General features: G+C 70.8%; 18 protein-coding genes. 8 read left to right on the top strand and 10 right to left on the bottom strand.

The window, feature by feature from the left end; translation table 11 throughout:
- Nucleotides 1–43 precede the first annotated feature (43 nt).
- The 6 genes from mnhG to ACZ7IB_RS29865 are packed head-to-tail and all read right to left on the bottom strand — an operon-like array spanning nt 44 to nt 6536.
- A complete protein-coding gene (gene mnhG / locus ACZ7IB_RS29840) occupies nt 44–397 on the bottom strand; it encodes a monovalent cation/H(+) antiporter subunit G (RefSeq protein ID WP_470916895.1) in 354 nt (117 codons plus the stop codon).
- Nucleotides 394–738 (bottom strand): MrpF/PhaF family protein, encoded by a 345-nt coding sequence (locus ACZ7IB_RS29845; RefSeq protein WP_470916896.1) that lies wholly within the window; start codon nt 736–738, stop codon nt 394–396. Before ACZ7IB_RS29845 ends, mnhG begins: the two co-directional genes overlap by 4 nt.
- The gene (locus ACZ7IB_RS29850; protein WP_470916897.1) at nt 735–1358 is read right to left on the bottom strand and encodes a Na+/H+ antiporter subunit E; all 624 of its coding nucleotides are present in this window, start codon (nt 1356–1358) and stop codon (nt 735–737) included. Before ACZ7IB_RS29850 ends, ACZ7IB_RS29845 begins: the two co-directional genes overlap by 4 nt.
- A complete protein-coding gene (locus tag ACZ7IB_RS29855; RefSeq protein ID WP_470916898.1) occupies nt 1355–3010 on the bottom strand; it encodes a Na+/H+ antiporter subunit D in 1656 nt (551 codons plus the stop codon). The genes ACZ7IB_RS29850 and ACZ7IB_RS29855 overlap by 4 nt, the downstream gene beginning before the upstream one ends.
- A complete protein-coding gene (locus ACZ7IB_RS29860; RefSeq protein WP_470916899.1) occupies nt 3007–3612 on the bottom strand; it encodes a Na(+)/H(+) antiporter subunit C in 606 nt (201 codons plus the stop codon). The genes ACZ7IB_RS29855 and ACZ7IB_RS29860 overlap by 4 nt, the downstream gene beginning before the upstream one ends.
- Nucleotides 3609–6536, bottom strand: coding sequence for a Na+/H+ antiporter subunit A (locus tag ACZ7IB_RS29865; protein WP_470916900.1), 2928 nt, complete (start codon nt 6534–6536; stop codon nt 3609–3611). The genes ACZ7IB_RS29860 and ACZ7IB_RS29865 overlap by 4 nt, the downstream gene beginning before the upstream one ends.
- Nucleotides 6537–6943: 407 nt before the next feature.
- Between ACZ7IB_RS29865 and ACZ7IB_RS29870 the strand changes: the two genes are divergently transcribed.
- The 5 genes from ACZ7IB_RS29870 (at nt 6944) to ACZ7IB_RS29890 (ending at nt 12530) form a co-directional block, all read left to right on the top strand.
- The gene (locus ACZ7IB_RS29870; RefSeq protein WP_470916901.1) at nt 6944–9796 is read left to right on the top strand and encodes a sensor histidine kinase; all 2853 of its coding nucleotides are present in this window, start codon (nt 6944–6946) and stop codon (nt 9794–9796) included.
- Nucleotides 9793–10230 carry a roadblock/LC7 domain-containing protein gene (locus tag ACZ7IB_RS29875; protein WP_470916902.1) on the top strand — a complete coding sequence of 146 codons (438 nt, stop codon included), beginning with the start codon at nt 9793–9795 and terminating at the stop codon, nt 10228–10230. Before ACZ7IB_RS29870 ends, ACZ7IB_RS29875 begins: the two co-directional genes overlap by 4 nt.
- Nucleotides 10227–10631, top strand: coding sequence for a DUF742 domain-containing protein (locus ACZ7IB_RS29880; protein WP_389979457.1), 405 nt, complete (start codon nt 10227–10229; stop codon nt 10629–10631). Before ACZ7IB_RS29875 ends, ACZ7IB_RS29880 begins: the two co-directional genes overlap by 4 nt.
- Nucleotides 10632–10637: 6 nt before the next feature.
- Complete coding sequence (locus tag ACZ7IB_RS29885) at nt 10638–11207, top strand: GTP-binding protein (RefSeq protein ID WP_470916903.1); 570 nt, start codon at nt 10638–10640, stop codon at nt 11205–11207.
- Between the two features lie 189 nt (nt 11208–11396).
- Nucleotides 11397–12530, top strand: coding sequence for an FAD-dependent monooxygenase (locus ACZ7IB_RS29890; RefSeq protein WP_470916904.1), 1134 nt, complete (start codon nt 11397–11399; stop codon nt 12528–12530).
- A 58-nt stretch (nt 12531–12588) separates the two neighbouring features.
- On the opposite strand, the gene ACZ7IB_RS29895 is transcribed toward ACZ7IB_RS29890, so the two are convergent.
- Both ACZ7IB_RS29895 and ACZ7IB_RS29900 read right to left on the bottom strand, forming a co-directional pair.
- The gene (locus ACZ7IB_RS29895; protein WP_470916905.1) at nt 12589–12990 is read right to left on the bottom strand and encodes a RidA family protein; all 402 of its coding nucleotides are present in this window, start codon (nt 12988–12990) and stop codon (nt 12589–12591) included.
- Complete coding sequence (locus ACZ7IB_RS29900) at nt 12987–14114, bottom strand: acyl-CoA dehydrogenase family protein (RefSeq protein ID WP_470916906.1); 1128 nt, start codon at nt 14112–14114, stop codon at nt 12987–12989. Before ACZ7IB_RS29900 ends, ACZ7IB_RS29895 begins: the two co-directional genes overlap by 4 nt.
- A 104-nt stretch (nt 14115–14218) precedes the next feature.
- Between ACZ7IB_RS29900 and ACZ7IB_RS29905 the strand changes: the two genes are divergently transcribed.
- Both ACZ7IB_RS29905 and ACZ7IB_RS29910 read left to right on the top strand, forming a co-directional pair.
- Complete coding sequence (locus tag ACZ7IB_RS29905; protein ID WP_470916907.1) at nt 14219–15820, top strand: AMP-binding protein; 1602 nt, start codon at nt 14219–14221, stop codon at nt 15818–15820.
- Nucleotides 15821–15867: 47 nt separating this feature from the next.
- On the top strand, nt 15868–16689 hold the full coding sequence (locus ACZ7IB_RS29910) for a GNAT family N-acetyltransferase (RefSeq protein WP_470916908.1): 822 nt from the start codon (nt 15868–15870) through the stop codon (nt 16687–16689).
- 156 nt (nt 16690–16845) lie between these two features.
- Here ACZ7IB_RS29910 and ACZ7IB_RS29915 read toward each other — a convergent pair whose 3' ends face one another.
- A complete protein-coding gene (locus ACZ7IB_RS29915; protein WP_470916909.1) occupies nt 16846–19185 on the bottom strand; it encodes a bifunctional salicylyl-CoA 5-hydroxylase/oxidoreductase in 2340 nt (779 codons plus the stop codon).
- 4 nt (nt 19186–19189) lie between these two features.
- Nucleotides 19190–20017 carry an enoyl-CoA hydratase family protein gene (locus tag ACZ7IB_RS29920; protein ID WP_114247191.1) on the bottom strand — a complete coding sequence of 276 codons (828 nt, stop codon included), beginning with the start codon at nt 20015–20017 and terminating at the stop codon, nt 19190–19192.
- Nucleotides 20018–20244: 227 nt separating this feature from the next.
- On the opposite strand from ACZ7IB_RS29920, the gene ACZ7IB_RS29925 reads away from it, so the two are divergent.
- Entirely contained in the window at nt 20245–20676 is a 432-nt protein-coding gene (locus ACZ7IB_RS29925) for an ATP-binding protein (protein WP_470916910.1), read from the top strand.
- Nucleotides 20677–20697 lie beyond the last annotated feature (21 nt).

A 20697-nucleotide genomic window follows, 5' to 3' on the forward strand; every position in this document is an offset into this window, starting at 1 on the left:
GCCGGAGCGCGGCCGAGCCACGACTGCTGACAGCGGGAGAGTGTCAGCGCTCCTCGGTCAGCTGCTCGTCCAGTTCGTCGAAGAGCAGCTCGCTGTGGCCGGTCTGGCCGGTCCGGTACGCGGATCGCGCCACCAGGTGGGCGGCGACCGGGCCGGTCATCAGCTGGAAGAAGCCGATCAGCGCGAGGGTGGCGAGATCCATGCCGCTGCGCAGCCGCAGGGCCACCCCGGCGAGGACCAGGAGCATACCGAGCGTCTGCGGTTTGGTGGCGGCGTGGCTGCGGGACAGCACGTCCGGCAGCCGCAGCATCCCGATCACACCGAGCAGACAGATGGCCGCACCAATGAAGACCAGCACCGCACCGGCCGTGTCGAGGATCTGGAACCGGGCACTCACCGTGCTTCCCCCTCGCGTCCGTCGCTGCTTTCGGTTCCGTCCGCACCTCGCCGCAGCGCCGGCCGGTCGCGGGCGGCGATGAAGCGGGCGATGCCGACCGACCCCGTGAACCCGAGAAAGGCCAGCACCAGCATGATCGGGAAGTAGAACGGGGTGCGGGCGAAGGCGGACTTGGCGCCGAGACCCGCGATGATGAGGGCGGCGCACACGTCCAGGGAGATGGCCCGGTCCAGCATGGAGGGGCCACGCCAGATCCGGGTGAGAAGCCCCGCTCCTGCGATGATGATCACGACGACGGCCGCGGTGAGCAGCACCCGGTCGACGGTCTCCGGCACGCTCATGCGCCGACGCCCCTGTCGTGCCTGATCGGTGGCGGTGGTTCGGCGACGCGGGCGATCTCGTCGGGGGTACCGAAGGCCCGTACCGTCAGCTCCTCGAGCCGCCAGACGGAGTGCCGCGCCGCGTCGAGTGCGGCGGGCCTGTCCGCGTCGAGGACATGCAGGAAGACGGTGGCCGTGGCGCGGCGCACTTCGACGACCGATCCGCCGGGCACATTCGACACGGCGACGGCGGTGGCCGCGAGCATCAGGTCGGAGCGGCAGCGCAGCGGTACGGCGATGACGGCGGCCCGGTGCGGATGGCCGACGAAGATCTGCCGGGTGACCCGTACACCCGAGGTGTACATGTCGTAGAGCAGATAGCCGGCGAGCATAAGAATGCCCCATGGGTGCAGGCGGAGCCCGAGGTCGACCCGGGGCAGCGGGAAGGCCAGGCAGACGGCGACCGCGACGAGCACGCCGGTCAGTACGTTGGCCCAGTTGAGGCTGGACCACAACAGCACCCAGATGAGGGTGAGCCAGGCGACCAGCGGGAGGTCGAGCACACGTCCCCGCCCGCCGAACTCACAGCTGAAGGGCGGCAGGTCCTTGTCCCGGAAGTCCAGCTTGATCAGGCGTTTCACCGGCCGAGCACCTCCTCGACGTAGGGGGCGCGTGCGAGGAGTTCGGCGGCCGCGCGGTCGGTGTAGGAGGTCAGCGGTCCGGCGAACACGGTGAAGGCGAGTCCGAGGGCGACGGCTGCGGCGGTGGCCGCGGTCATCGGCCGCGGCAGTTTCGTGGTGGTGGTGACGGCGTGTCCGTGCAGGGTGGCGGCGACCGCGCGCCCGGCGGGCTGATGGCGGGGGCGGACCGGTTCGTCGCCGCTGCCCGGGATGTGGTCGGGGCCCTCGTCGGCGTCGTTGTCGTCCTCGTCGGAGTCGGACTCCAGGACGGTGCCGTACGCGACCTGCCCAGGGGGTGCGGCCCGCCAGAACGCCAGGTTCCAGACCTTGGCCATCACGTACAGCGTGAGGAGGCTGGTCACGGCCGACCCGATGACGAGGATCCACGCCCAGACGCTGCCGTCGGCGACACCGGCCCGCATCAGCCCGAGCTTGCCGATGAATCCGGACAGCGGCGGGATGCCGGCCAGGTTCATGGCGGGTACGAAGAAGAGGAGGGCGAGCAGCGGGGCGGCCTTGGCCAGTCCGCCGATCCGGGTGAGTTCGGTGGTGCCGCCCCGGCGTTCGATCAGCCCTGCCACCAGGAAGAGCGTGGTCTGGACGGTGATGTGGTGGGCGACGTAGACGATCGCGCCGCCGTACGCGTCCCGGGTGGCGAGGCCGATACCGAAGACCATGTAGCCGATGTGGCTGATGAGAGTGAAGGAGAGCAGCCGTTTCAGGTCGGTCTGGGCGACGGCTCCGATGATGCCGACGACCATCGAGGCGAGTGCGGCGGCCATCAGCAGGTCGCCCAGCCGGTTGCCGGGGAAGAGCAGGGTCTCCGTACGCAGCATGCAGTAGACACCGACCTTGGTGAGCAGACCGGCGAAGACCGCGGTGACGGGGGCGGGCGCGGTCGGATACGAGTCGGGGAGCCAGGCGGCGAGCGGGAAGACGGCGGCCTTGATGGCGAAGACGGTGAGCAGCATCGCCTGGATCAGGGTCTGTACCCCGAGCGGGAGTTCGGCGAGCCGTCCGGCCAGCTGGGCGAAGTTGGCGGTGCCGGTCGCCGCGTAAGTCATGGCGATGGCGGTGAGGAACAGCATCGACGAGAAGAGCGAGATGATCACGTAGGTGGAGCCTGCGCGGACGCGGGGTCCGGTGCCGCCGAGGGTGAGCAGGACGAAGCTGGCGACCAGCATGATCTCGAAGCCGACGTAGAGGTTGACGAGGTCACCGGCGAGGAAGGTGCAGGAGACCCCGGCGACCAGGATCAGGTACGCGGGGTGGAAGACCGCCACGGGCGTAACCTCGTCCCGGTCGGCCATGCCCTGGCCCAGGGAGTAGACCAGCACGCAGAGCGTGATGGCGGAGGAGACGGTCAGCATCAGGCCGGACAGCCGGTCGGTGACCAGGGTGATACCGAGTGGTGGTGCGAAGTCGCCGAGGTGGACGGAGAGCGGGCCGCGGGTGTCGGCGACGATCATCAGGGTGAGGGAGAGTCCGAGTACGGCGCTGAGCACGGCGACGCTGACGAGGCGTTGGACCTGTTTGAGCCGGGTGCCGAAGGCGAGGCTCAGGCCGGTGGCGCAGAGCGGCAGCAGCACCGGCAGGGGGACGAGTGCGTTCATCCGGTGGCTCCCGGGTCGGCGTCGGCGGAGTGGTCCTGTTGCTGGGCGTAGTCCACGGGGTCCGCACCCAGTACGTCGTGCCAGAGGTCCCCGGTGGCGTACCGGCCGCGGGCCTGCAGGGCGCGGTCGGCGCGCAGCCTGGCCCTCAGGCGGCGGCGCTCCTCGCGGTACCGGGCGCGTTCCTCGTCCGTGACGTCCGAGGCGGCCCGGTACCGGTCACGCAGTTCGTCCCGCTCCCCCAGTACCTCGGAGCGCAGCGCGATGCGCCGGTCCTCCAGGTCGTCGTGGACCTCGTCCGTGCCGGTCAGCTGGTGGCTGCGGTAGGCCATGGCGAGGAGGAACGCCGTGGTGGCGAGGGTGATGACGATCGCGGTGAGCGCGATGGCCTGCGGCAGGGGGTCGGTGACCTGTCCCAGCGGGACGCCGTAGAGGAGCGGTTCCCGGCCGGCCGAACCGCTCGCGGCGAGGACGAGCAGATTGATGCCGTTGCCCGCGATCACCGCGCCGAGCAGGATGCGGGTGAGGGGCCGGGTGAGCATGAGGATGCCGCCGACCGCGCACAGCACCACGGCGGTGGCCAGGAGCGAGAAGCTGACCGTCATCCGGGCGTGCCTCCCGTCCCGGGTGCTGTTCCCCGGCGGGTGGTGGTGCTCGCCGCGGCTGCCTTTTCGACCGCTGCTCGCTCGATCTGCCGGTCGATCTTTGCTCCGAGGGCGCGCACGATGTCCAGCACCACGCCCAGGACCAGCAGATAGACGCCGAAGTCGAAGAGGACCGGGGTGCCCAGGTGGTATTCGCCGATCAGGGGCAGCCGGCCGTGGTGGGTCCAGGCGTGCAGGACCGTTCCCTCGGCGAGGCCGAGCAGGGCGACGCCGGTGGAGATGAACAGGCCGAGACCGGTGAAGAGTCCGGGCTGCAGCGGCGCGGCCTCGGCGAGTTCGAAACGGCCGCCGGCCAGGTAGCGGGTGATCAGGGCGAGCCCGGCGACGAGCCCGCCGACGAAGCCGCCGCCCGGCATGTTCTCGGCGCAGAACAGCAGATAGACCGAGAGCACCAGGATCGGGTGGAACAGCAGCCGGGCCACGACCTCGAAGACGATCGAGCGGTGCTCGGGTGCGAGGGTCGAGCCGGCCGCCAGCCAGCTGCGCTCCGGTGCCCCTTCGTCGCCGTGCGGAAGTCCCGTCATCTCGGGGGCCGTCAGCGACCACGCGGTGCGCCCGTGCAACTCTTCCCGCAGTGACGATCCCTCGGTGCGGCGGTGCAGATAGATCAGGCTCGTCACCCCGATCGCCGCCGCGGCGAGCACGGCGGACTCCCCCATCGTGTCCCAGGCGCGCAGGTCGACCAGGATGGTGGCCACGACGTCCTTGAGGCCGTGGTGGGCGGTCTCCTCCACCATGGCCGCGCCCGCCGGGGCGGCCGTGCGGGCGGCCGCAGCGACCCACACCACCACGCCGAGCGTCGCCGCTGCGGCCAGCGCCACCGGAATGCGTACGGCACGCCGCCAGGTGCTGACCGACTCCTGGAAGTGCACCGGCATCCGCCGCAGCACCAGCACGAACACGATCATCGACACGGTCTCGACGCAGAACTGGGTGAGCGCCAGGTCCGGACCGCCCTGGACGACGAAGAGCAGCGCCGCGCCGTATCCGGTCAGCCCCGCCAGGACCACGGCCTTCATCCGGCGGCTGACGGTGAGACAGAGGAGTGCGGCCGCGCAGGTCAGCACGGCGATGGCGCCCTGCAGCGGGACGTCCCAGACCTTCGGGGCGGCCGCCCCGTGCCAGGGCCGGTCCACACCGAGGACGGTGAGCTGGCCGGCCAGCATCACGAGCAGGGTGGTGGCGAGGTAGACGGAGAGCGAGCCGCGCTGGACGAGGCCGGTGAGCTGGAGGGAGAGCCTTTCCAGGCCGAGCAGCAGATGCCCGAAGACGCTGTCGGCGGTCGGCCAGGCGATCCGCCGGGAGAGCCTGGTCACGGTGGTGCGTACGGCGAAGAGCGCCACGCCACCCACCAAGGCGACGGCCGAGAGCAGGAGGGCGGTCCCGAATCCGTGCCAGAGCGAGAGATGGTACGGATGCGCGGACGGGGGGAACGTGTCCGCGTACGCACTGAGCAGCCGGTCGGTCCATCCGACGCCAGGTCCCAGCACCAGCCCGCCCGCCGCGAGCAGGGCGGGCGGCGCGAGGAACGCCCAGCCGACCCGGTGGACCGGAGTGTCCTCGACGCCGGGCTTGCGGGCGAAGGCGCCCCAGACGAACCGCACGGTGTACGCGACGGTCAGAGCCGAGCCCGCGACCGTGATGCCCAGCGCCCAGCGGTCGGCGGTGTCTCCGTGCAGCAGCGCCTCGAACGCGGCCTCCTTCGCGGCGAAGCCGAGCAGCGGGGGCAGTGCGGCCATGGACGCCGCGGCCACCACCGCGACCGTGCAGACGTGCGGCAGCGCCCGGCCCACACCGGAGAGCTTGCGCAGATCACGGGTGCCGGCCGCGTGGTCGACGATGCCGGTGACGAGGAACAGCGGGGCCTTGAACAGCGCGTGGCCCAGGATCATGACAGCGGCGGCCAGTGCCGCGTCCCGGTTGCCGACCCCGGCGAGCAGGGTGAGGAAGCCGAGCTGGCTGACGGTGCCGTAGGCGAGGACGAGCTTGAGGTCGTTCAGGCGCAGCGCGCGCCAGCCGCCGAGCAGCATGGTCGCGGCGCCGAGGACGATCACGACGGGGCGCCAGACCGGTACGTCGGCGAAGCCGGGCGCAAGCCGGGCGACCAGGTAGACACCGGCCTTCACCATCGCGGCGGCGTGCAGATAGGCGCTGACGGGGGTGGGCGCGGCCATGGCGTTCGGCAGCCAGAGGCTGAACGGCCAGATCGCCGACTTCGACAGAGCCCCGCACAGGATCAGCACCACGGCGACCGAGACGGCGAGGCTCGCCCCGGGCGGGTCGGCGAGGATGGCGGAGATCCGGTAGGTGCCCGCCGACTGACCGATGATCAGGAAGCCGACGAACATCGCGAGGCCGCCGAGCGTCGTCACGGTGAGCGCCTGGAGCGCGGAGCGGCGGCTGTGTTTCTGCTCGCTGTCGTACCCGATCAGCAGGTACGAGAAGACGGTGGTCAGTTCCCAGAACACATAGAGCGAGATCAGGTCGTCGGCGAGGACCAGGGCAAGCATGGCGCCCGCGAACGCGAGGAGGTTCCCGGCGAAGCCGGCCAGTTGCGGGGTCTCGTCGGTGAAGTACGAGGAGCAGTACAGCAGGACGAGCGTGCCGATTCCGGCCGCGAGCAGCACCATCAGTTCGGCGAGCGCGTCGAACCGCAGGTCGACGGTGACGTCGTACGCCGGCATCCACCGCCACGACCAGGTGACCGCGGAGCCGGACGCCGCGGTGTTCCACTGCGTGGCCGCCCATACGGTGGCGGCGGCCGGTGGCAGTGCGAGGACGACGAAGGCGCGCCTGCCCAGCGTCCGTACCAGCGGGCGCGCGCAGGCGGCCAGGACGAAGTGGCAGACGATAAGCGCGGTCATACGGCCCCGGGGGGCGTCCCGCGCCCGCCCCGGACGGGCATCCGGGGCCTGGGCGATGCGTTACGGGCAAAGAGCACTAAATACAGATATATCCCCGACCGCGCTTCACCCGTACGGCGCGCCGCGCCCCGCTCGGCGCGGTGGGTTCACTGGCGCTCGCCGCAGGGCGCGGGGGCGGTTCGGTACCCACCGGTGACCTTCCTCGGCCGGTTCGTGGCTCCTTACGGACGCCTCAAGCGTCCCGCGCGATCACCGGCCCGCTACTCGAACCGGGCCGAACCAGTCCAAACCGGTCACCTCCGGGCTCGGTGGCAGAGATGCAGTTGATCAGTGATGCGCTTGTGAGCCCAATTTCTTGCCATTCTTGCTGTGCAACTAATATCAATGTGTCGAAGTTCTCAACTGATTTGACCAGTCGTGAGGCTGGCACCATCATCAAGGAGCACGCCCTGCGCACGCGCGCCTCACGGCGGACCGAGTCGACCACCATGTCGCTGCGGACAGCCCTGCTCGTACTGGCCATCGTTCCCGGCGTCACACTGGCCGCCTTCTGGGCCGACATCAGCGGTCAGACCCTGCTGGACTTCCAGCGCCAGTCAGCCCAGGGGCAGTTGGCCCAGAAGGCGGGTCAGCCCTCCAACATCGTGTATTACAACCTGCAGGAGGAGCGTCGGCTCAGCGCCGAGGCGCTCGCCCGGCACAAGGGCGCCACCGATGCGCTGCAGAAGCAGCGCAGGCTGACCGACAAGGCGATCGAGAGTTTCCAGTCGCTCTCCGATGTGGCGGCCGACGCCGCCCCCGCCGAGGTCCGTGACGCGGTCACCGAGGCCCGCAAGGAGATCAATCAACTGCCCGCCCAGCGCGCCCTCGTCAACGAGGGCGGCAATGACCAGCAGCAGGTCGTGTACGGCTACTACACGGACCTGATCGCGGTCGACCTCCAGCTCTTCACGGCGCTCAGCCATGTCGACAACGGCGAGATCACCTCGCTCTCACAGCCGCTGGCCGACCTGTTCTGGACCAAGGAGATGATCTCCCGTTCGGATGCCCTGCTGGCGCGCGGCTGGTCGAAGGGGAAGCTGAGCGCCAAGGATCTGAAGCAGGTTCGAGAGGCTGTTTCCGGCCAGTCGCTCCAGTACTCCACCAAGGTCGTCCCCTACCTGCCGCCGGACGAGAAGGCCATGTGGGAGAAGATCACCCGCAGTCCGGCCTGGAAGACCAAGACGCGGGTGGAGAACGAGGTGCTGCGTCCGGCCGATGCCGACGCGGACGGGTTCGTCGCCATCGACGCCGAGGAGAAGGCCTGGCGCGGCGCGATGGACGAGGTCGGCCCGCAGATCGAGGAGCTGCTGGAGCACTCCACCGCTCTCGTGATCGAGGAGGGCGAAAGCAATGTGATGTCGCTGCTGTTCAAGATGATGCTGACCACGGTGGTCAGCCTGGTCGCCGTGATCGCGGTCATCTGGACCACCTGGCGCCTCACCCGTAACCTCCGCAGCCGGATCGGCAGCCTGCAGGAGCGGGCCGAGGAGCTGGAGAAGGCCCTGCCCGATGTCGTCGAGCGCCTCGGCCAGGGGGAGCGCATCGATATCGAGGCCGAGGCCCGCGCCATCGAGCACGACAGCAAGGGCAGCAAGACCGACGAGCTGAGCCGGCTCGGCGACGCGCTCAATCTGGCGCGCACCAGTGCGCTGGTGGCGGCCGTCAAACAGGCCGATCAGCACCGCGGCTTCGAGCGGCTGCTCCAGCGCATCGCGCGCCGCACCCAGCAGTTGATCGGTCAGCAGCTCAAGAAGCTGGACGAGCTGGAGCGCAAGCACGAGGACCCTGAGGTGCTGGACGGCCTCTTCGACCTCGACCACCTCACCGCCCGACTGCGGCGGTACGAGGAGAACCTGGTGATTCTCGCGGGCGGTTCCCCGCACCGGCGCTGGCGCAAGCCGGTTCCGCTGCTGGACGTGATGCGTTCCGCCCAGGGCGAAGTACAGGACTACCGGCGTGTGGTGCTGGATCTCGACGGCAGCCCCTGGCTGTCGGAGCGGGCCGTGGGCCCGCTCTCCCATGTGCTCGCCGAGCTCATCGAGAACGCGCTGAGCTTCTCCCGGCCGCCGAACCCGGTGGAGGTCAGGGCCGCCAGGGTGAGCCGCGGTCTGGTCATCGAGGTCGAGGACCGTGGCCTCGGGATGGAGGAGGATCAGCTGGCCGCTGCCAACGAGCTGATGGTCCGGCCGCCCCGGATGGACATGCTCGCCCACTCCGACGACATCCGTCTCGGTCTCTACGTGATCGCACGGCTCGCGGTCCAGCACGGCCTGCGGGTGGAGTTCCGCTCCTCGGCGTACGGCGGTACCCGGGTGGTCGTGCTCGTCCCCGACGAGCTCACCGTCTCCGCACCGCAGACCGGTCCGGTCGGTGTGCCGTCTCCCGCTGCTACCGCCCCCGCCGCCCCCGCGGCCGACGGTGCACTGCCCACCCGCATCCAGGGTCAGGCACTGGCCGGAGTCACCGCGCTAAACACGGCAGGCGCGCCCTACTCCGCCCCGGAGCAGCCGTACTCGGCGCCGGAGCAGGAAGAGCAGCGGTACCAGGCGTCCGAGGACGCGTTCACGGACGGCCAGGAACAGCCCTACGCAGCACCGGAGAACACGATTCCGGCGTGGGACGAGCCCTATGGGGCGCCTGCGAGCCCGTACGCCGCGCACGAGGCCCCGTACGGCCCGCCCGAGCAGCCGTACATGACGGCCGCCGGCCAGTACCCCGTGGACCAGCCGCCGTACGCGACGACCGATGAGCCGTACCCGGCCCCGCAGCAGCCTTACGCCGCCCCGTACCCCTCCGACGTCGAGGCGGACCGTCCCGGCCTCCCGATCCCCGGGCCCCGGCACTCCGGACCGGACACCGCCCGCCCCGCGCAGCTGCCGGTGTCCGTACCCGATCACTCGGCCCCACCGGAGCCGGAGGCCGTCCGCACGGAGAACCGGTCCGACCGGCCCGCCCTCCCCGCGCCCGGCACGGAACCCCCGCTGCCGCGCCGGGTACGGCAGGCCAACCTGGCAGACGAACTGCGGGGCGACCCGGCCGCCCGGTCCGCCGAGCCCAAGCCGGCGAGCCGGTACGAGAACCCGCTGCTGCGACCAGCCCCGCAACGGGCCGGCGCCGCGATCGGGGCGTTCCAGCGTCGGTCCCGCGCAGCCCGCGCGACCGACGAGCCGCCGACACAGCCCGCCACCCCCCTCCCCACGAGAGAAGAACGGTCATGACACGCACAACTGCAACCCATCAGGATCTCGACTGGCTGCTCGACGGCCTGGTGGACTCGGTGGCCGAGACCCGGAACGCCGTCCTGCTCTCCGACGACGGTCTGGTGGTGAGTCATTCGCGCACCATCGAGCGTGCAGACGCCGAGCGGCTGGCCGCCATCTGCACCGGCAAGCAGAGCCTGGCCCGCGGCGTCGGCCAGCTCTTCGACGGCGGCAGCGTGCACCAGGTCATCGTCGAGCTGAACGACCTCTGGCTCTTCATCATCGCGGCCGCCCAGGGCACCCACCTGGCCGTGATCGCTTCCCAGGAGGTGGATGCCGAGATCATGTCGCTCGCCATGCACAACCTCGTGCAGCAGGTCGGCCAGAAGCTCGGCACCCCGGCCCGCGGTGAGTTCGACGCCTTCGGCAGCGGAGACGGGCAGCGCGCGTGACCCCGTACTGGGAGGAGGAAGAGGAGGAGGACGGGGCGGGCACGATGGTGCGCCCGTACACCATCACCCGCGGCCGGACCGCTCCCGAGCGGGACGACTTCACCCTCATCACCGTGCTCACGACCGCGCAGGACCCACGGGACGAGCACGGTGCGCCGATCCTGCCGGGGAAGCTCCAGCCTGAGCACCGGCTGATCCTGGAGCGCTGCCGCCGCCCGTCCGCGGTCGCCGAGGTCTCGTGCGACCTCGGCCTCCCGGTGTCGGTGACCAAGATCCTGCTGGCCGACCTCGTCGCCCCGGGCCTGCTGCTGGCCCGTGCCCCGCTCTCGGTGGCGCGGGTGGCCGGCGGGGTCGACATGGGCCTGCTGGCCACCGTTCGTGACGGACTCCGGAGACTCTGAACCAAGATGACAAGCAGTCAGGCGGCTTCCGCCGCCGTCAAGATCCTCATCGCCGGAGGTTTCGGCGTCGGCAAGACCACCATGGTGGGCGCGGTCAGCGAGGTCGCCCCGCTGCGCACCGAGGAGTACCTGACCAAGGCCAGCATCGGTGTCGACGACCTGGCCGGTGTCGGCGACAAGGACACCACCACCGTGGCCCTGGACTTCGGGCGGATCACGGTCAGTCCGGAGCTGGTGGTCTACCTCTTCGGCACCCCCGGCCAGGAACGCTTCTGGTTCATGTGGAACGACCTGGTCAACGGGGCGCTCGGCGGTGTCGTGATCGCCGACACCCGCAGGCTGGAGACGAGTTTCGCCTCGATCGACTTCTTCGAGAGCCGGGACATCCCGTTCGTGGTCGCGATCAACTGCTTCCACGGCCACAACACCCGTACGCCGGACGAGATCAGGACAGCTCTCGACCTCGATCCGCATGTTCCGCTGCTGATCGGCGATGTCCGTGAGCGGCCGTTCGGCCGGGACGTGCTGCTGGCCCTGGTGGACCACCTGATGAGCCTGCCCGTCGCGGCCGGCTGACCGTTCGGTTCCCTCTCGGACCGACCGGCAAATAGCGGGCGGCGTCGCGGGGCTGGGCACGCACATCTGCGCGGCGTTGTCGTCGGTCGACAACGCTCCGCGTTACAACTGCACGCACCCAGCCCCGCTCCTTCTCCCACCCCCCATTTTCCGGTCGGTCCTACTTTTCCCACTCTGGAGAGATCTGAGATGGCATTACCCCTGCGCGTCCTGATTCACGGCGGCGGCATCGGCGGGCTCACCCTCGCCACCGCGCTGGCCCGGCGCGGCCACACCGTCGAGGTCGCCGAGCTCCGCGACGAGCTGGACGCACTCGGCGTCGGCATCATCCAGCCGTCCAACGCCCTCCATGTGATGCGGGAGATCGGGGTTCTCGACGACTGCCTCAAGGCGGGCTTCGAGTGGGAGATCCTGACCATCGCCGACCCGGCGGGCAACACGCTCGCGGAGATCCCGCAGCCGCGGATGGGCGACGCCCCCTCCAACAACGGCATCCCGCGCCCCGCCCTGGCCCAGGTCCTGAACGCCGCCGCCGTCGCCGCCGGGGCCACGATCCGCTTCGGCACCACCATCACCGAGCTGACCGACGACGGCTCCGGCGTGGACATCGCCCTCTCCGACGGCTCCACCGGCCGCTGGGACCTGGTGGTCGGCTTCGACGGCATCGGTTCGCCGCTGCGCACCCGGCTGTACGGGGACCGTTACGCCCCCGAGTACACCGGCTTCGCCAACTGGCGTGTGACAGTGCCCCGGCAGCCTCAGGTGCGGGGTGTGGTGATGGGCACCGCGGGCAAGGAGGCCAAGGCGCTGCTCACCCCGATCACCGATGAACTGATGTACCTGGGTGCGGTGTTCGCGGAGTCCGAGGACTTCCGTCCGGACCCGGAGCGGGCCCACGGGCAGCTCACGGAGCGGCTGGCGATGTTCTCCGGACCGGTCGCCGAGGCGCTCGCCACCGTCACCGACCCGGCCGCGGTGGTGTACTCGCGGATCTCCCAGGTGACGGTCGAGGAGCCGTGGCACGTCGGCCGGGTGGTGCTGGCCGGTGACGCCGCGCACGCCTCCACCCCGCACATCGCGCAGGGTGCGGCGATGGCCGTCGAGGACGCGCTGGTGCTCGCCGAGTCCCTGGACGCCGAGGCCGGTGTGGCCGCGGCCCTCGAAGCGTGGGAGGCGCGCCGCCGTCCGCGCGCCATGTGGGTGCAGGCCATGTCGCGTGCGGTGCTCAAGCAGGAGACGGGCACCTGGACCACGCCCGAGGAGGACGAGCTGCTGAAGGTCGGCATTCCGGGCGCGGCGCATGTGCTGGTGAAGCCCTACTGATCCGCGCGGATCCGCGCATTGCCGGACGGGCTCGGCATGCCCGGCCCGTCCGGCGCGTTCACGGCAGCACCGCCACCCCGTCGATCTCGACGAGCGCCTGCTCGTCCCAGAGTCTCGCCACTCCGATGACCGCCATCGCCGGATAGTCGCGGCCCGCCAATTGCCGCCAGATCCGGCCGATCTCCCCGGCATGGGCCCGGTAGTCGGCCACGTCGGTGGCGTACACGGTGACCCGGGCCAGGTCCGCCGGGGCGCCGCCCGCCGCGCGCAGGGCGGTCAGCAGATTGGTGAGCGCCGTCGCGAACTGCTCGGGCAGGGCGGCGCCGATGACCTTGCCGTCCTGGTCGAGGGCGGTCTGCCCGGCCAGGAAGACCAGTTGGCCGCCGGTGGCCGTGACGGCGTGCGAGAAACCCGCGGGCGGCGAGAGTTCGGCGGGGTTGATCCGGTGGACCGGACTCATGCGGACGCCTCCCGGTTCGCGTACAGCTCCTTGGCGATGATCGTGCGCTGGACCTCGCTGGCGCCCTCGTAGATCCGTGGGGCGCGGACCTCCCGGTAGAGGTGTTCGAGGAGGTGGCCGCGGCGCAGGGCGCGGGCGCCGTGCAGTTGGACGGCCCTGTCGACGACGTACTGCGCGGTCTCGGTGGCGTACAGCTTCGCCATGGCCGCGCGGCGCGGTACTCCGGCCTCCCCCGCGTCGTACGCGGCGGCGGCCGCGTACACCAGGAGCCGGGCGGCCTCGGTACGGGTGGCCATCTCGGCGACCTGGTGGGAGACGGCCTGAAGGTCCTTCAGCGGGCCGCCGAACGCTGTGCGTTCGGCGGTGTGCGCCACCGTGGCATCGAGGGCGGCACGGGCCATGCCGACGGCGAAGGCGCCGACGCTGGGACGGAAGAGGTTGAGGGTGTTCATGGCGACCCGGAAGCCGCGGTCCGGTTCGCCGAGCACATCGTCGGGGGTGACCGGGACGCCGTCGAAGACCAGGGCCCCGATGGGGTGCGGCGAAAGCATGTCGAGTGCGGTGCCGGTCAGTCCGGGCCGGTCGGCGGGGACCAGGAACGCGGTGACGCCACGCGATCCGGCGCCCTGGGTCGTACGGGCGAAGACGGTGTAGAAGTCGGCCTCGGGTGCGTTGGAGATCCAGCACTTCTCACCGGTCAGCCGCCAGCCGTCGGGGGCGTGTTCGGCGTTCAGGGCCAGGGCGGCCGCGTCGGAGCCCGCGCCCGGTTCGCTGAGCGCGAAGGCGGCGACGGCGCGGCCGGCGCGCACCTCGGGGAGCCAGCGCTCGCGGTGGGCCGGGGTGCCTGCCTGGACCACGGGGTGGGTGCCGAGGCCCTGGAGGGCCAGTGCGGTTTCGGCCTCCGTGCAGCCGCGGGCCAGGGACTCGCGGAGCAGGCAGAGGTCGAGGGCGCCGGAGTTCAGCAGCCGGTCGAGGAGGCCGGACTCAGCGAGTGCGGCGATCAGGGGGCGGTTGACGTGGCCCGGTTCGCCCTTTTCGGCGAGGGGGCGCAGTTGCTGCTCGGCAAGGGCTCTTAGCTCTTCACACCAGGCGATTTGTGCCGGATCGAGCGAGAATGCCGTCATACCGGCGCCTCTCTTGTCGCGTCTCGTCTTCTCTTCTTATAGCGGACCGTTGACTACCGTCACCCAAACGATACGCTCCAGAGGCGACAAGGGGGCGATCCGTCATGGACCCGAAGACCTCAGCGCACCTCGACACCTTCGCCAGGGAGCACCTGCCACCCGCGGACCAGTGGCCGGAACTGCTCTTCGACCTTCCCGAACTGCAGTATCCGGCCCGCCTCAACTGCGCGGTCGAACTGCTGGACCGTACGGTCGACCGCTTCGGCCCCGGACGCCCCGCCTTCCGTACCCCCGACGGCGGAGTCTGGAGCTACGGGGAACTGCGGGACCGGGTGGACCGGATCGCCCATGTCCTCACCTCCGATCTGGGGGTCGTACCCGGCAACCGCGTCCTGCTGCGCGGCCCCACCACACCCCATCTGGCCGCCTGCTGGCTCGCGGTGCTGAAGGCGGGCGCGATCGCCGTCACGGTGCTGGCCCAGCAGCGGTCCGCCGAGCTCGCCACGATCTGCTCGATCGCCCGGGTGAGCCACGCACTGTGCGACATCCGGGCGGTCGACGACCTGGTGAAGGCTCAGGTGCCGGGGCTGCGGATCACGGTGTACGGAGGTGACGCCCCGGACGATCTGCTGCACCTCGCCGAAGCCAGGACGGGGCCGTACCGTCCGGTGGACACGGCGGCGGACGATGTCGCACTGATCGCGTTCACCTCGGGAACCACCGGGCGCCCCAAGGGCTGTATGCACTTCCACCGGGATGTGCTCGCCATCGCCGACACGTTCTCGCGCCATGTCCTGCGCCCCGTGTCCGAGGATGTGTTCGCGGGCAGTCCGCCGCTCGGCTTCACCTTCGGGCTCGGCGGTCTGGTGGTCTTCCCGCTGCGGGCCGGTGCCAGTGCCCTGCTGCTCGAACAGTCCGGCCCGACGCAGCTGCTGCCCGCGCTCGCCGCCCACCGTGTCTCGGTGCTGTTCACCGCGCCGACCGCCTACCGCGTGATGCTCGACCACATCGACGAACACGATCTGAGCGCGCTGCGGCGCTGTGTCTCGGCCGGCGAGAACCTCCCGGTCGCCACCTGGCGGTCCTGGTACGAGCGGACGGGTCTGCGCATCATCAACGGCATCGGCGCCACCGAACTGCTGCACATCTTCATCTCCGCCGCCGACGACGCGGTCCGCCCCGGCACCACCGGAGTTCCCGTGCCCGGCTGGCAGGCCCGGGTGCTGGACCGCGAGGGCAGGCAGGTGCCGGACGGGGAGCCCGGACTGCTCGCCGTCCGCGGTCCGGTCGGCTGCCGCTATCTCGCCGACGAGCGTCAGCGGGACTATGTGGCGCATGGCTGGAATCTCACCGGAGACGCCTATGTGCGCGAGCCGGACGGCTACTTCCGTTACGTCGCCCGCGCCGACGACATGATCATTTCCTCCGGCTACAACATCGCGGGCCCCGAGGTCGAGGACGCCCTGCTGCACCACCCCGCGGTGACCGAGGCGGCGGTGGTGGGACGGGCGGACGAGCTGCGCGGCCAGATCGTGGTGGCGTACGTGGTGCTGCGCGAGGGCGCGCAACTGGACGCCGACGAGCTGCGCACATACATGAAGAGCGAACTGGCCCCGCACAAGTGCCCGCGCGTCATCGAGTTCCTGCCCGCCCTCCCCCGCACCGCCACCGGGAAGCTGCAGCGCTTCCGGCTGCGGGACGACTGACCCGGAAATGCGGGTGCCTCGCTCCACGCACACCGGCAGGATGAGGCATGACCTGGACCTTCACCGATGACGTCAACGTCTTTCTCGACGCGACCGGCGCCTCGCTGGCCGCCCGGCCCGCCGAGAACACCCTGGTTCTGACCGTGACCGCGACCCTGCGCCGCAGCGGCCCGCACGCCTACGGGGACGCCGCTCCGCTGCTGGGCTGGTGGCGCGGGGCGGACGGCGCGGTCGCGGGGACGCTGGTGCAGACCCCGCCGTATCCGCCGGTACTGACAGCCGTCGCCCCGGAGGCGGTCGCTCCGCTGGCCGCCTCGCTCCCCCTGACCGCGGTCAACGCGGACCGGGCCATCGCCGAGGCGCTGGCCGCCAACTGGTTCGGCCACCGGGTCGACCAGGAGCAGCGGCTCTACCGACTGGGGACGCTGATCCCGCCCTCCCCCGCCCCCTCGGGCCGGCCCAGGACCGCCACCACCGCCGACCGGGAACTGCTGGTCCGCTGGCACCGCGCGTTCGCCGAGGAGGTCGGCCAGCCCGCCACCCATGCCGAACGGCAGGTGGACGAACGGACGGCGTCCGGCAGGCTGACCCTCTGGGAGGTCGAGGGCGTCCCGGTGTCCATGGCGGGCGTCTCCCCGCGGATCGCGGGCATGGTGCGGATCGCGCCGGTCTACACACCTCCCGAGTACCGCAGCCAGGGGTACGCGGCCGCGGTGACGGCGGAGATCAGCCGGGCGGCACGGGAGGCGGGCACCCAGGAGGTGCTGCTCTTCACCGACCTCGCGAACCCGACCAGCAACGGCGTGTATCAGCGCATCGGTTACCGGGTGGTCTCGGACCGGCTGCTGATCAGCGCGGTGGAGCGATGAGCGGACCGCCGGAACCCGCGTGCCGGTCCGGGCGCTGCCACAAGGGAGGGGGCCGAGGAGCCGGCCGCGCTGCTGGAGCGGGTCGCCGGGGAGGAGCGGCATGCCATCACGGGGCCCCGCACCCCGATGCCTGTCTCTGCCACGCGTGCCTGCCCGTCACCCCAGAGTGAGCCGCGGCTTCGGTGCGTCCGTGCGGCCTGTCGGCGGAGTGCGGCTGCCCGCGCGGTACGGGAGCGGCCAAGGCGCGCCCGGTCCGCTGTAGCCCTGGTCGGCCGCCGCGTGCAGCGTCCAGTGCGGGTCGTAGAGATGGGGACGGGCCAGGGCACACAGGTCGGCCCGGCCCGCGAGCAGCAGTGAATTCACGTCGTCCCAGGAGGAGATCGCGCCGACCGCGATGACGGGCACGCACAGCGTGTTACGGATCCGGTCGGCGTACGGGGTCTGGTAGGAGCGGCCGTACTCGGGGCGCTCGTCGGGGACGACCTGACCGGTGGAGACGTCGATGGCGTCGGCTCCGTGGGCGACGAAGGCGCGGGCGATCTCGACGGCGTCCTCGGCCGTCGTGCCGCCCTCGGCCCAGTCGGTGGCGGAGATACGGACGGTCATGGGCCGGTCGTCGGGCCAGTCGGCGCGCATCGCGTCGAAGACTTCGAGGGGGAAGCGGAGCCGGCCCTGCAGCGATCCGCCGTAGTGGTCGGTGCGGTGGTTGGTGAGCGGCGAAAGGAAACCGGAGAGCAAGTAACCGTGGGCGCAGTGGAGTTCGAGCAGGTCGAAGCCGCAGAGGTCGGCGCGCCGGGCCGCCGCTGCGAATTGTTCGCGTACGGCGTCGAGGCCGGCCCGGTCCAGGGCGTGCGGGACCTGGTTGACGCCGTCGGCGTACGGGATCGGGGAGGCGGCGGTGAGCGGCCAGTTGCCGTGGTCGAGGGGCTGATCGATGCCCTCCCACATCAGTTTGGTGGAGCCCTTGCGCCCGGAGTGGCCGAGCTGGACGCCGATGGCCGTACCGGGTGCGCTCGCATGGACGAAGTCGGTGATCCGGGTCCAGGCGGCAGCCTGTTCGGTGGTGTAGAGGCCGGTGCAGCCGGGGGTGATGCGGCCTTCGGCGCTGACGCACACCATCTCCGTCATGACGAGCCCGGCGCCGCCGAGTGCGCGTGCGCCCAGGTGGACGAGGTGGAAGTCGCCGGGGACGCCGTCGACGGCCGAGTACATGTCCATGGGTGAGACGACGACGCGGTTGCGGAGTTCGAGGCCGCGCAGCCGCAGCGGGGTGAACATCGGCGGAGTGCCCGGGGCGCAGCCGAATTCCTCCTCGACGGCGGCGGTGAAGGAGGCGTCGCGCAGCCGCAGATTGTCGTGGGTGACGCGGCGGCTTCGGCTGAGGAGGTTGAAAGCGAACTGGCGGGGCGGCTGATCGACGTAGGTGCCGAGCTCCTCGAACCAGCGCAGGCTCGCCGCGGCGGCCCGCTGGGTCGATTCGACGACCGGCCGGCGCTCGGTCTCGTACGCGGCCAGTGCGCCCGGCAGGTCGGGCTGTTCCTCGATGCAGGCGGCGAGCGCGAGGGCGTCCTCGACGGCGAGTTTGGTGCCGGAGCCGATGGAGAAGTGCGCGGTGTGGGCGGCGTCGCCGATGAGGACCGTGTTGCCGTGCGACCAGCGGGCGTTGACGACGGTACGGAAGGTGAGCCAGGAGGAGTTGTTGGAGCGCAGCGGCCGGCCGCCGAGCGCCTCGGTGAAGATCTTGGCGCAGCGTACGGTCGAGTGCTCCACGTCGCAGGTGTCGAATCCGGCGGCGCGCCAGACCTCCTCGCGCATCTCGACGATGACGGTGGACGCGTCGGCCGAGAAGGGGTAGCCGTGGAGCTGCATCACCCCGTACGCGGTCTCGGCGATCTCGAAGCGGAAGGCGTCGAGGGCGAAGTCGGCGGCGAGCCAGATGTAGCGGCAGCGGTGGGTGGTGAGGCGGGGGCCGAAGGTGTCGGCGTGCGTGGCGCGGGTGAGGCTGTGCACGCCGTCGGCGGCGATCACCAGGTCGTATGCGGAAGCCAGCTCGGCGGCCGGCGGCGCCTCGGTGCGGAAACGGAGCCGTACGCCGAGCCGGTCGCAGCGTTCGTGCAGGATCTCCAGGAGTCTGCGCCGGCCCAGCGCCGCGAAGCCGTGGCCGCCGGAGGTCTGGGTCACGCCGCGGTGGACGATGTCGATGTCGTCCCACCGTACGAACTCGTCCTGGAGTGCCCGGTAGACGACGGGGTCGGCGTGCTCGATGCCGCCGAGCGTCTCGTCGGAGAGGACGACGCCGAAGCCGAACGTGTCGTCGGGGGCGTTGCGCTCCCAGACGGTGATGTCGCGTTCCGGGTCGAGCCGCTTAAGCAGGGCCGCGGCATAGAGTCCGCCGGGGCCGCCGCCGATGACCGCGATGCGCTTCACGCCGGTCCGATTCGCGCCGGGCGCCGCGACGGACGGCCCGGTTCCGGTCGCGCTGGTGTCGGGCGGCATCGTGCTACCGGCCTTGCCACTTCGGTGGCCGCTTCTCGGTGAAGGCGGCGTGGAATTCGGCGTAGTCGTCACCGTGCATCAGCAGGGCCTGGGTCGCGGCGTCCATCTCGACCGCGGCGGCGAGCGGCATGTCGAGTTCGGCAGTGAGCAGCGCCTTGGTCTGGGCGAGGGCGAGGGCCGGTCCGTCGGCGAGGCGGCGGGCGAGCGCTGCCGCGCGCACATCCGCCTGGCCCTCTTCGGTCAGCTCGCTGATCAGTCCGATCCGTTCCGCTTCGGGTGCGCGGACTGGTTCGCCGAGCATCAGCAGCCGGGTGGCATGGCCGAGGCCGACGACACGCGGCAGCAGATAGGCGGCGCCCATGTCGCCGCCGGAGAGACCGACCTTGGTGAAGAGGAAGGCGAAGCGGGCGGACGGATCGGCGATCCGGAAGTCGGCGGCCAGCGCAAGAACCGCGCCGGCACCTGCGGCCACGCCGTGTACGGCGGCGATGACGGGGAAGGGGGTTTCACGTAGGGCCCGCACCACCTGTCCGGTCATGCGGTTGAAATCGAGGAGCTGGGCGGTGTCCATGGCGAGTGTCGCGCCGATGATGTCGTCGACATCTCCGCCTGAGCAGAAACCGCGGCCCTCCCCCGCGAGCACCAGAGCGCGCACGGTGCGTTCGCGGGACAGTTCGGCAAGCAGGTCGCGCAGGTCGGCGTAGGCACCGAAGGTGAGAGCGTTGAGTTTCTCGGGGCGGGCGAGGGTGACGGTGGCAACTCCGTCATCCGTCGTCAGCCGCAGATGGCGCCAGTCATCCGTACGTGGGGCGGAGCTGGGAAACGGGCTCATCGAGGGGGCTCCCCTTCAGCCGTCGGGCTGCTACCTGCGAACGAACTTATCACTCGTACGTGACTCTCGTCACGAGCACGCAATAGGCGGAGCGTGAGAACTCAATGCCGAACGTCCCCTTCGTGCCGGTCGGCGGTCCCTTGCCTGTGTCGTTGCACTTCGTAAGGTTGCAACCGAGAAGTCTTGACCTCCAGAAAGTTCATGAACTCCGGAACGGAAACCGTGCCGTGCCCTCCGATGTCCCCCTCCCCGCCTCCTGGCGGATTGCCCTGCCGCATTCGACGGTGGCCGTACCGGTCGCTCGCGCCCTGATCCGTACAGCACTGGCGGACATCGAAGCACCGGCCGATTCCGATACCGCCGAGCTCCTCACCGCCGAACTGGTCGCCAACGCCGTGGAGCACACCCGCAGCGACGAACCCATCGAGCTGGTGGTGGAGCTCCTGTCGACCGGTTGCCAGGTGGAGGTGCACGACCGCGACCCGGCCCCGCCGGGCGATCTCTCCCATCCGGAGCCCGGCAGTGCGCCGGACCCCTGGCAGGAACACGGCCGGGGTCTGCTGCTGATCCGTACGCTCAGCTCGTCCTGCGGTCACCGCACGACGGAGCACGGCAAGGCGGTGTGGTTCACCCTGCCGTCCCGTACGCCTCGGAGCTGACCGGACATCTCAGAGCCGACC

The sequence above is a fragment of the Streptomyces sp. NPDC037301 genome, from assembly GCF_055602785.1.

What these genes read in the sequence shown, in the direction of transcription:
- ACZ7IB_RS29910 (WP_470916908.1), top strand. Translation starts at nt 15,868, where the DNA reads ATGACCTGGACCTTCACCGATGACGTCAACGTCTTTCTCGACGCGACC.
- ACZ7IB_RS29875 (WP_470916902.1), top strand. Translation starts at nt 9,793, where the DNA reads ATGACACGCACAACTGCAACCCATCAGGATCTCGACTGGCTGCTCGAC.
- ACZ7IB_RS29865 (WP_470916900.1), bottom strand. Translation starts at nt 6,536, where the DNA reads ATGACCGCGCTTATCGTCTGCCACTTCGTCCTGGCCGCCTGCGCGCGC.
- ACZ7IB_RS29920 (WP_114247191.1), bottom strand. Translation starts at nt 20,017, where the DNA reads ATGAGCCCGTTTCCCAGCTCCGCCCCACGTACGGATGACTGGCGCCAT.
- ACZ7IB_RS29885 (WP_470916903.1), top strand. Translation starts at nt 10,638, where the DNA reads ATGACAAGCAGTCAGGCGGCTTCCGCCGCCGTCAAGATCCTCATCGCC.
- ACZ7IB_RS29900 (WP_470916906.1), bottom strand. Translation starts at nt 14,114, where the DNA reads ATGACGGCATTCTCGCTCGATCCGGCACAAATCGCCTGGTGTGAAGAG.
- ACZ7IB_RS29895 (WP_470916905.1), bottom strand. Translation starts at nt 12,990, where the DNA reads ATGAGTCCGGTCCACCGGATCAACCCCGCCGAACTCTCGCCGCCCGCG.
- ACZ7IB_RS29890 (WP_470916904.1), top strand. Translation starts at nt 11,397, where the DNA reads ATGGCATTACCCCTGCGCGTCCTGATTCACGGCGGCGGCATCGGCGGG.
- ACZ7IB_RS29845 (WP_470916896.1), bottom strand. Translation starts at nt 738, where the DNA reads ATGAGCGTGCCGGAGACCGTCGACCGGGTGCTGCTCACCGCGGCCGTC.
- ACZ7IB_RS29915 (WP_470916909.1), bottom strand. Translation starts at nt 19,185, where the DNA reads ATGCCGCCCGACACCAGCGCGACCGGAACCGGGCCGTCCGTCGCGGCG.
- ACZ7IB_RS29855 (WP_470916898.1), bottom strand. Translation starts at nt 3,010, where the DNA reads ATGAACGCACTCGTCCCCCTGCCGGTGCTGCTGCCGCTCTGCGCCACC.
- ACZ7IB_RS29860 (WP_470916899.1), bottom strand. Translation starts at nt 3,612, where the DNA reads ATGACGGTCAGCTTCTCGCTCCTGGCCACCGCCGTGGTGCTGTGCGCG.
- ACZ7IB_RS29905 (WP_470916907.1), top strand. Translation starts at nt 14,219, where the DNA reads ATGGACCCGAAGACCTCAGCGCACCTCGACACCTTCGCCAGGGAGCAC.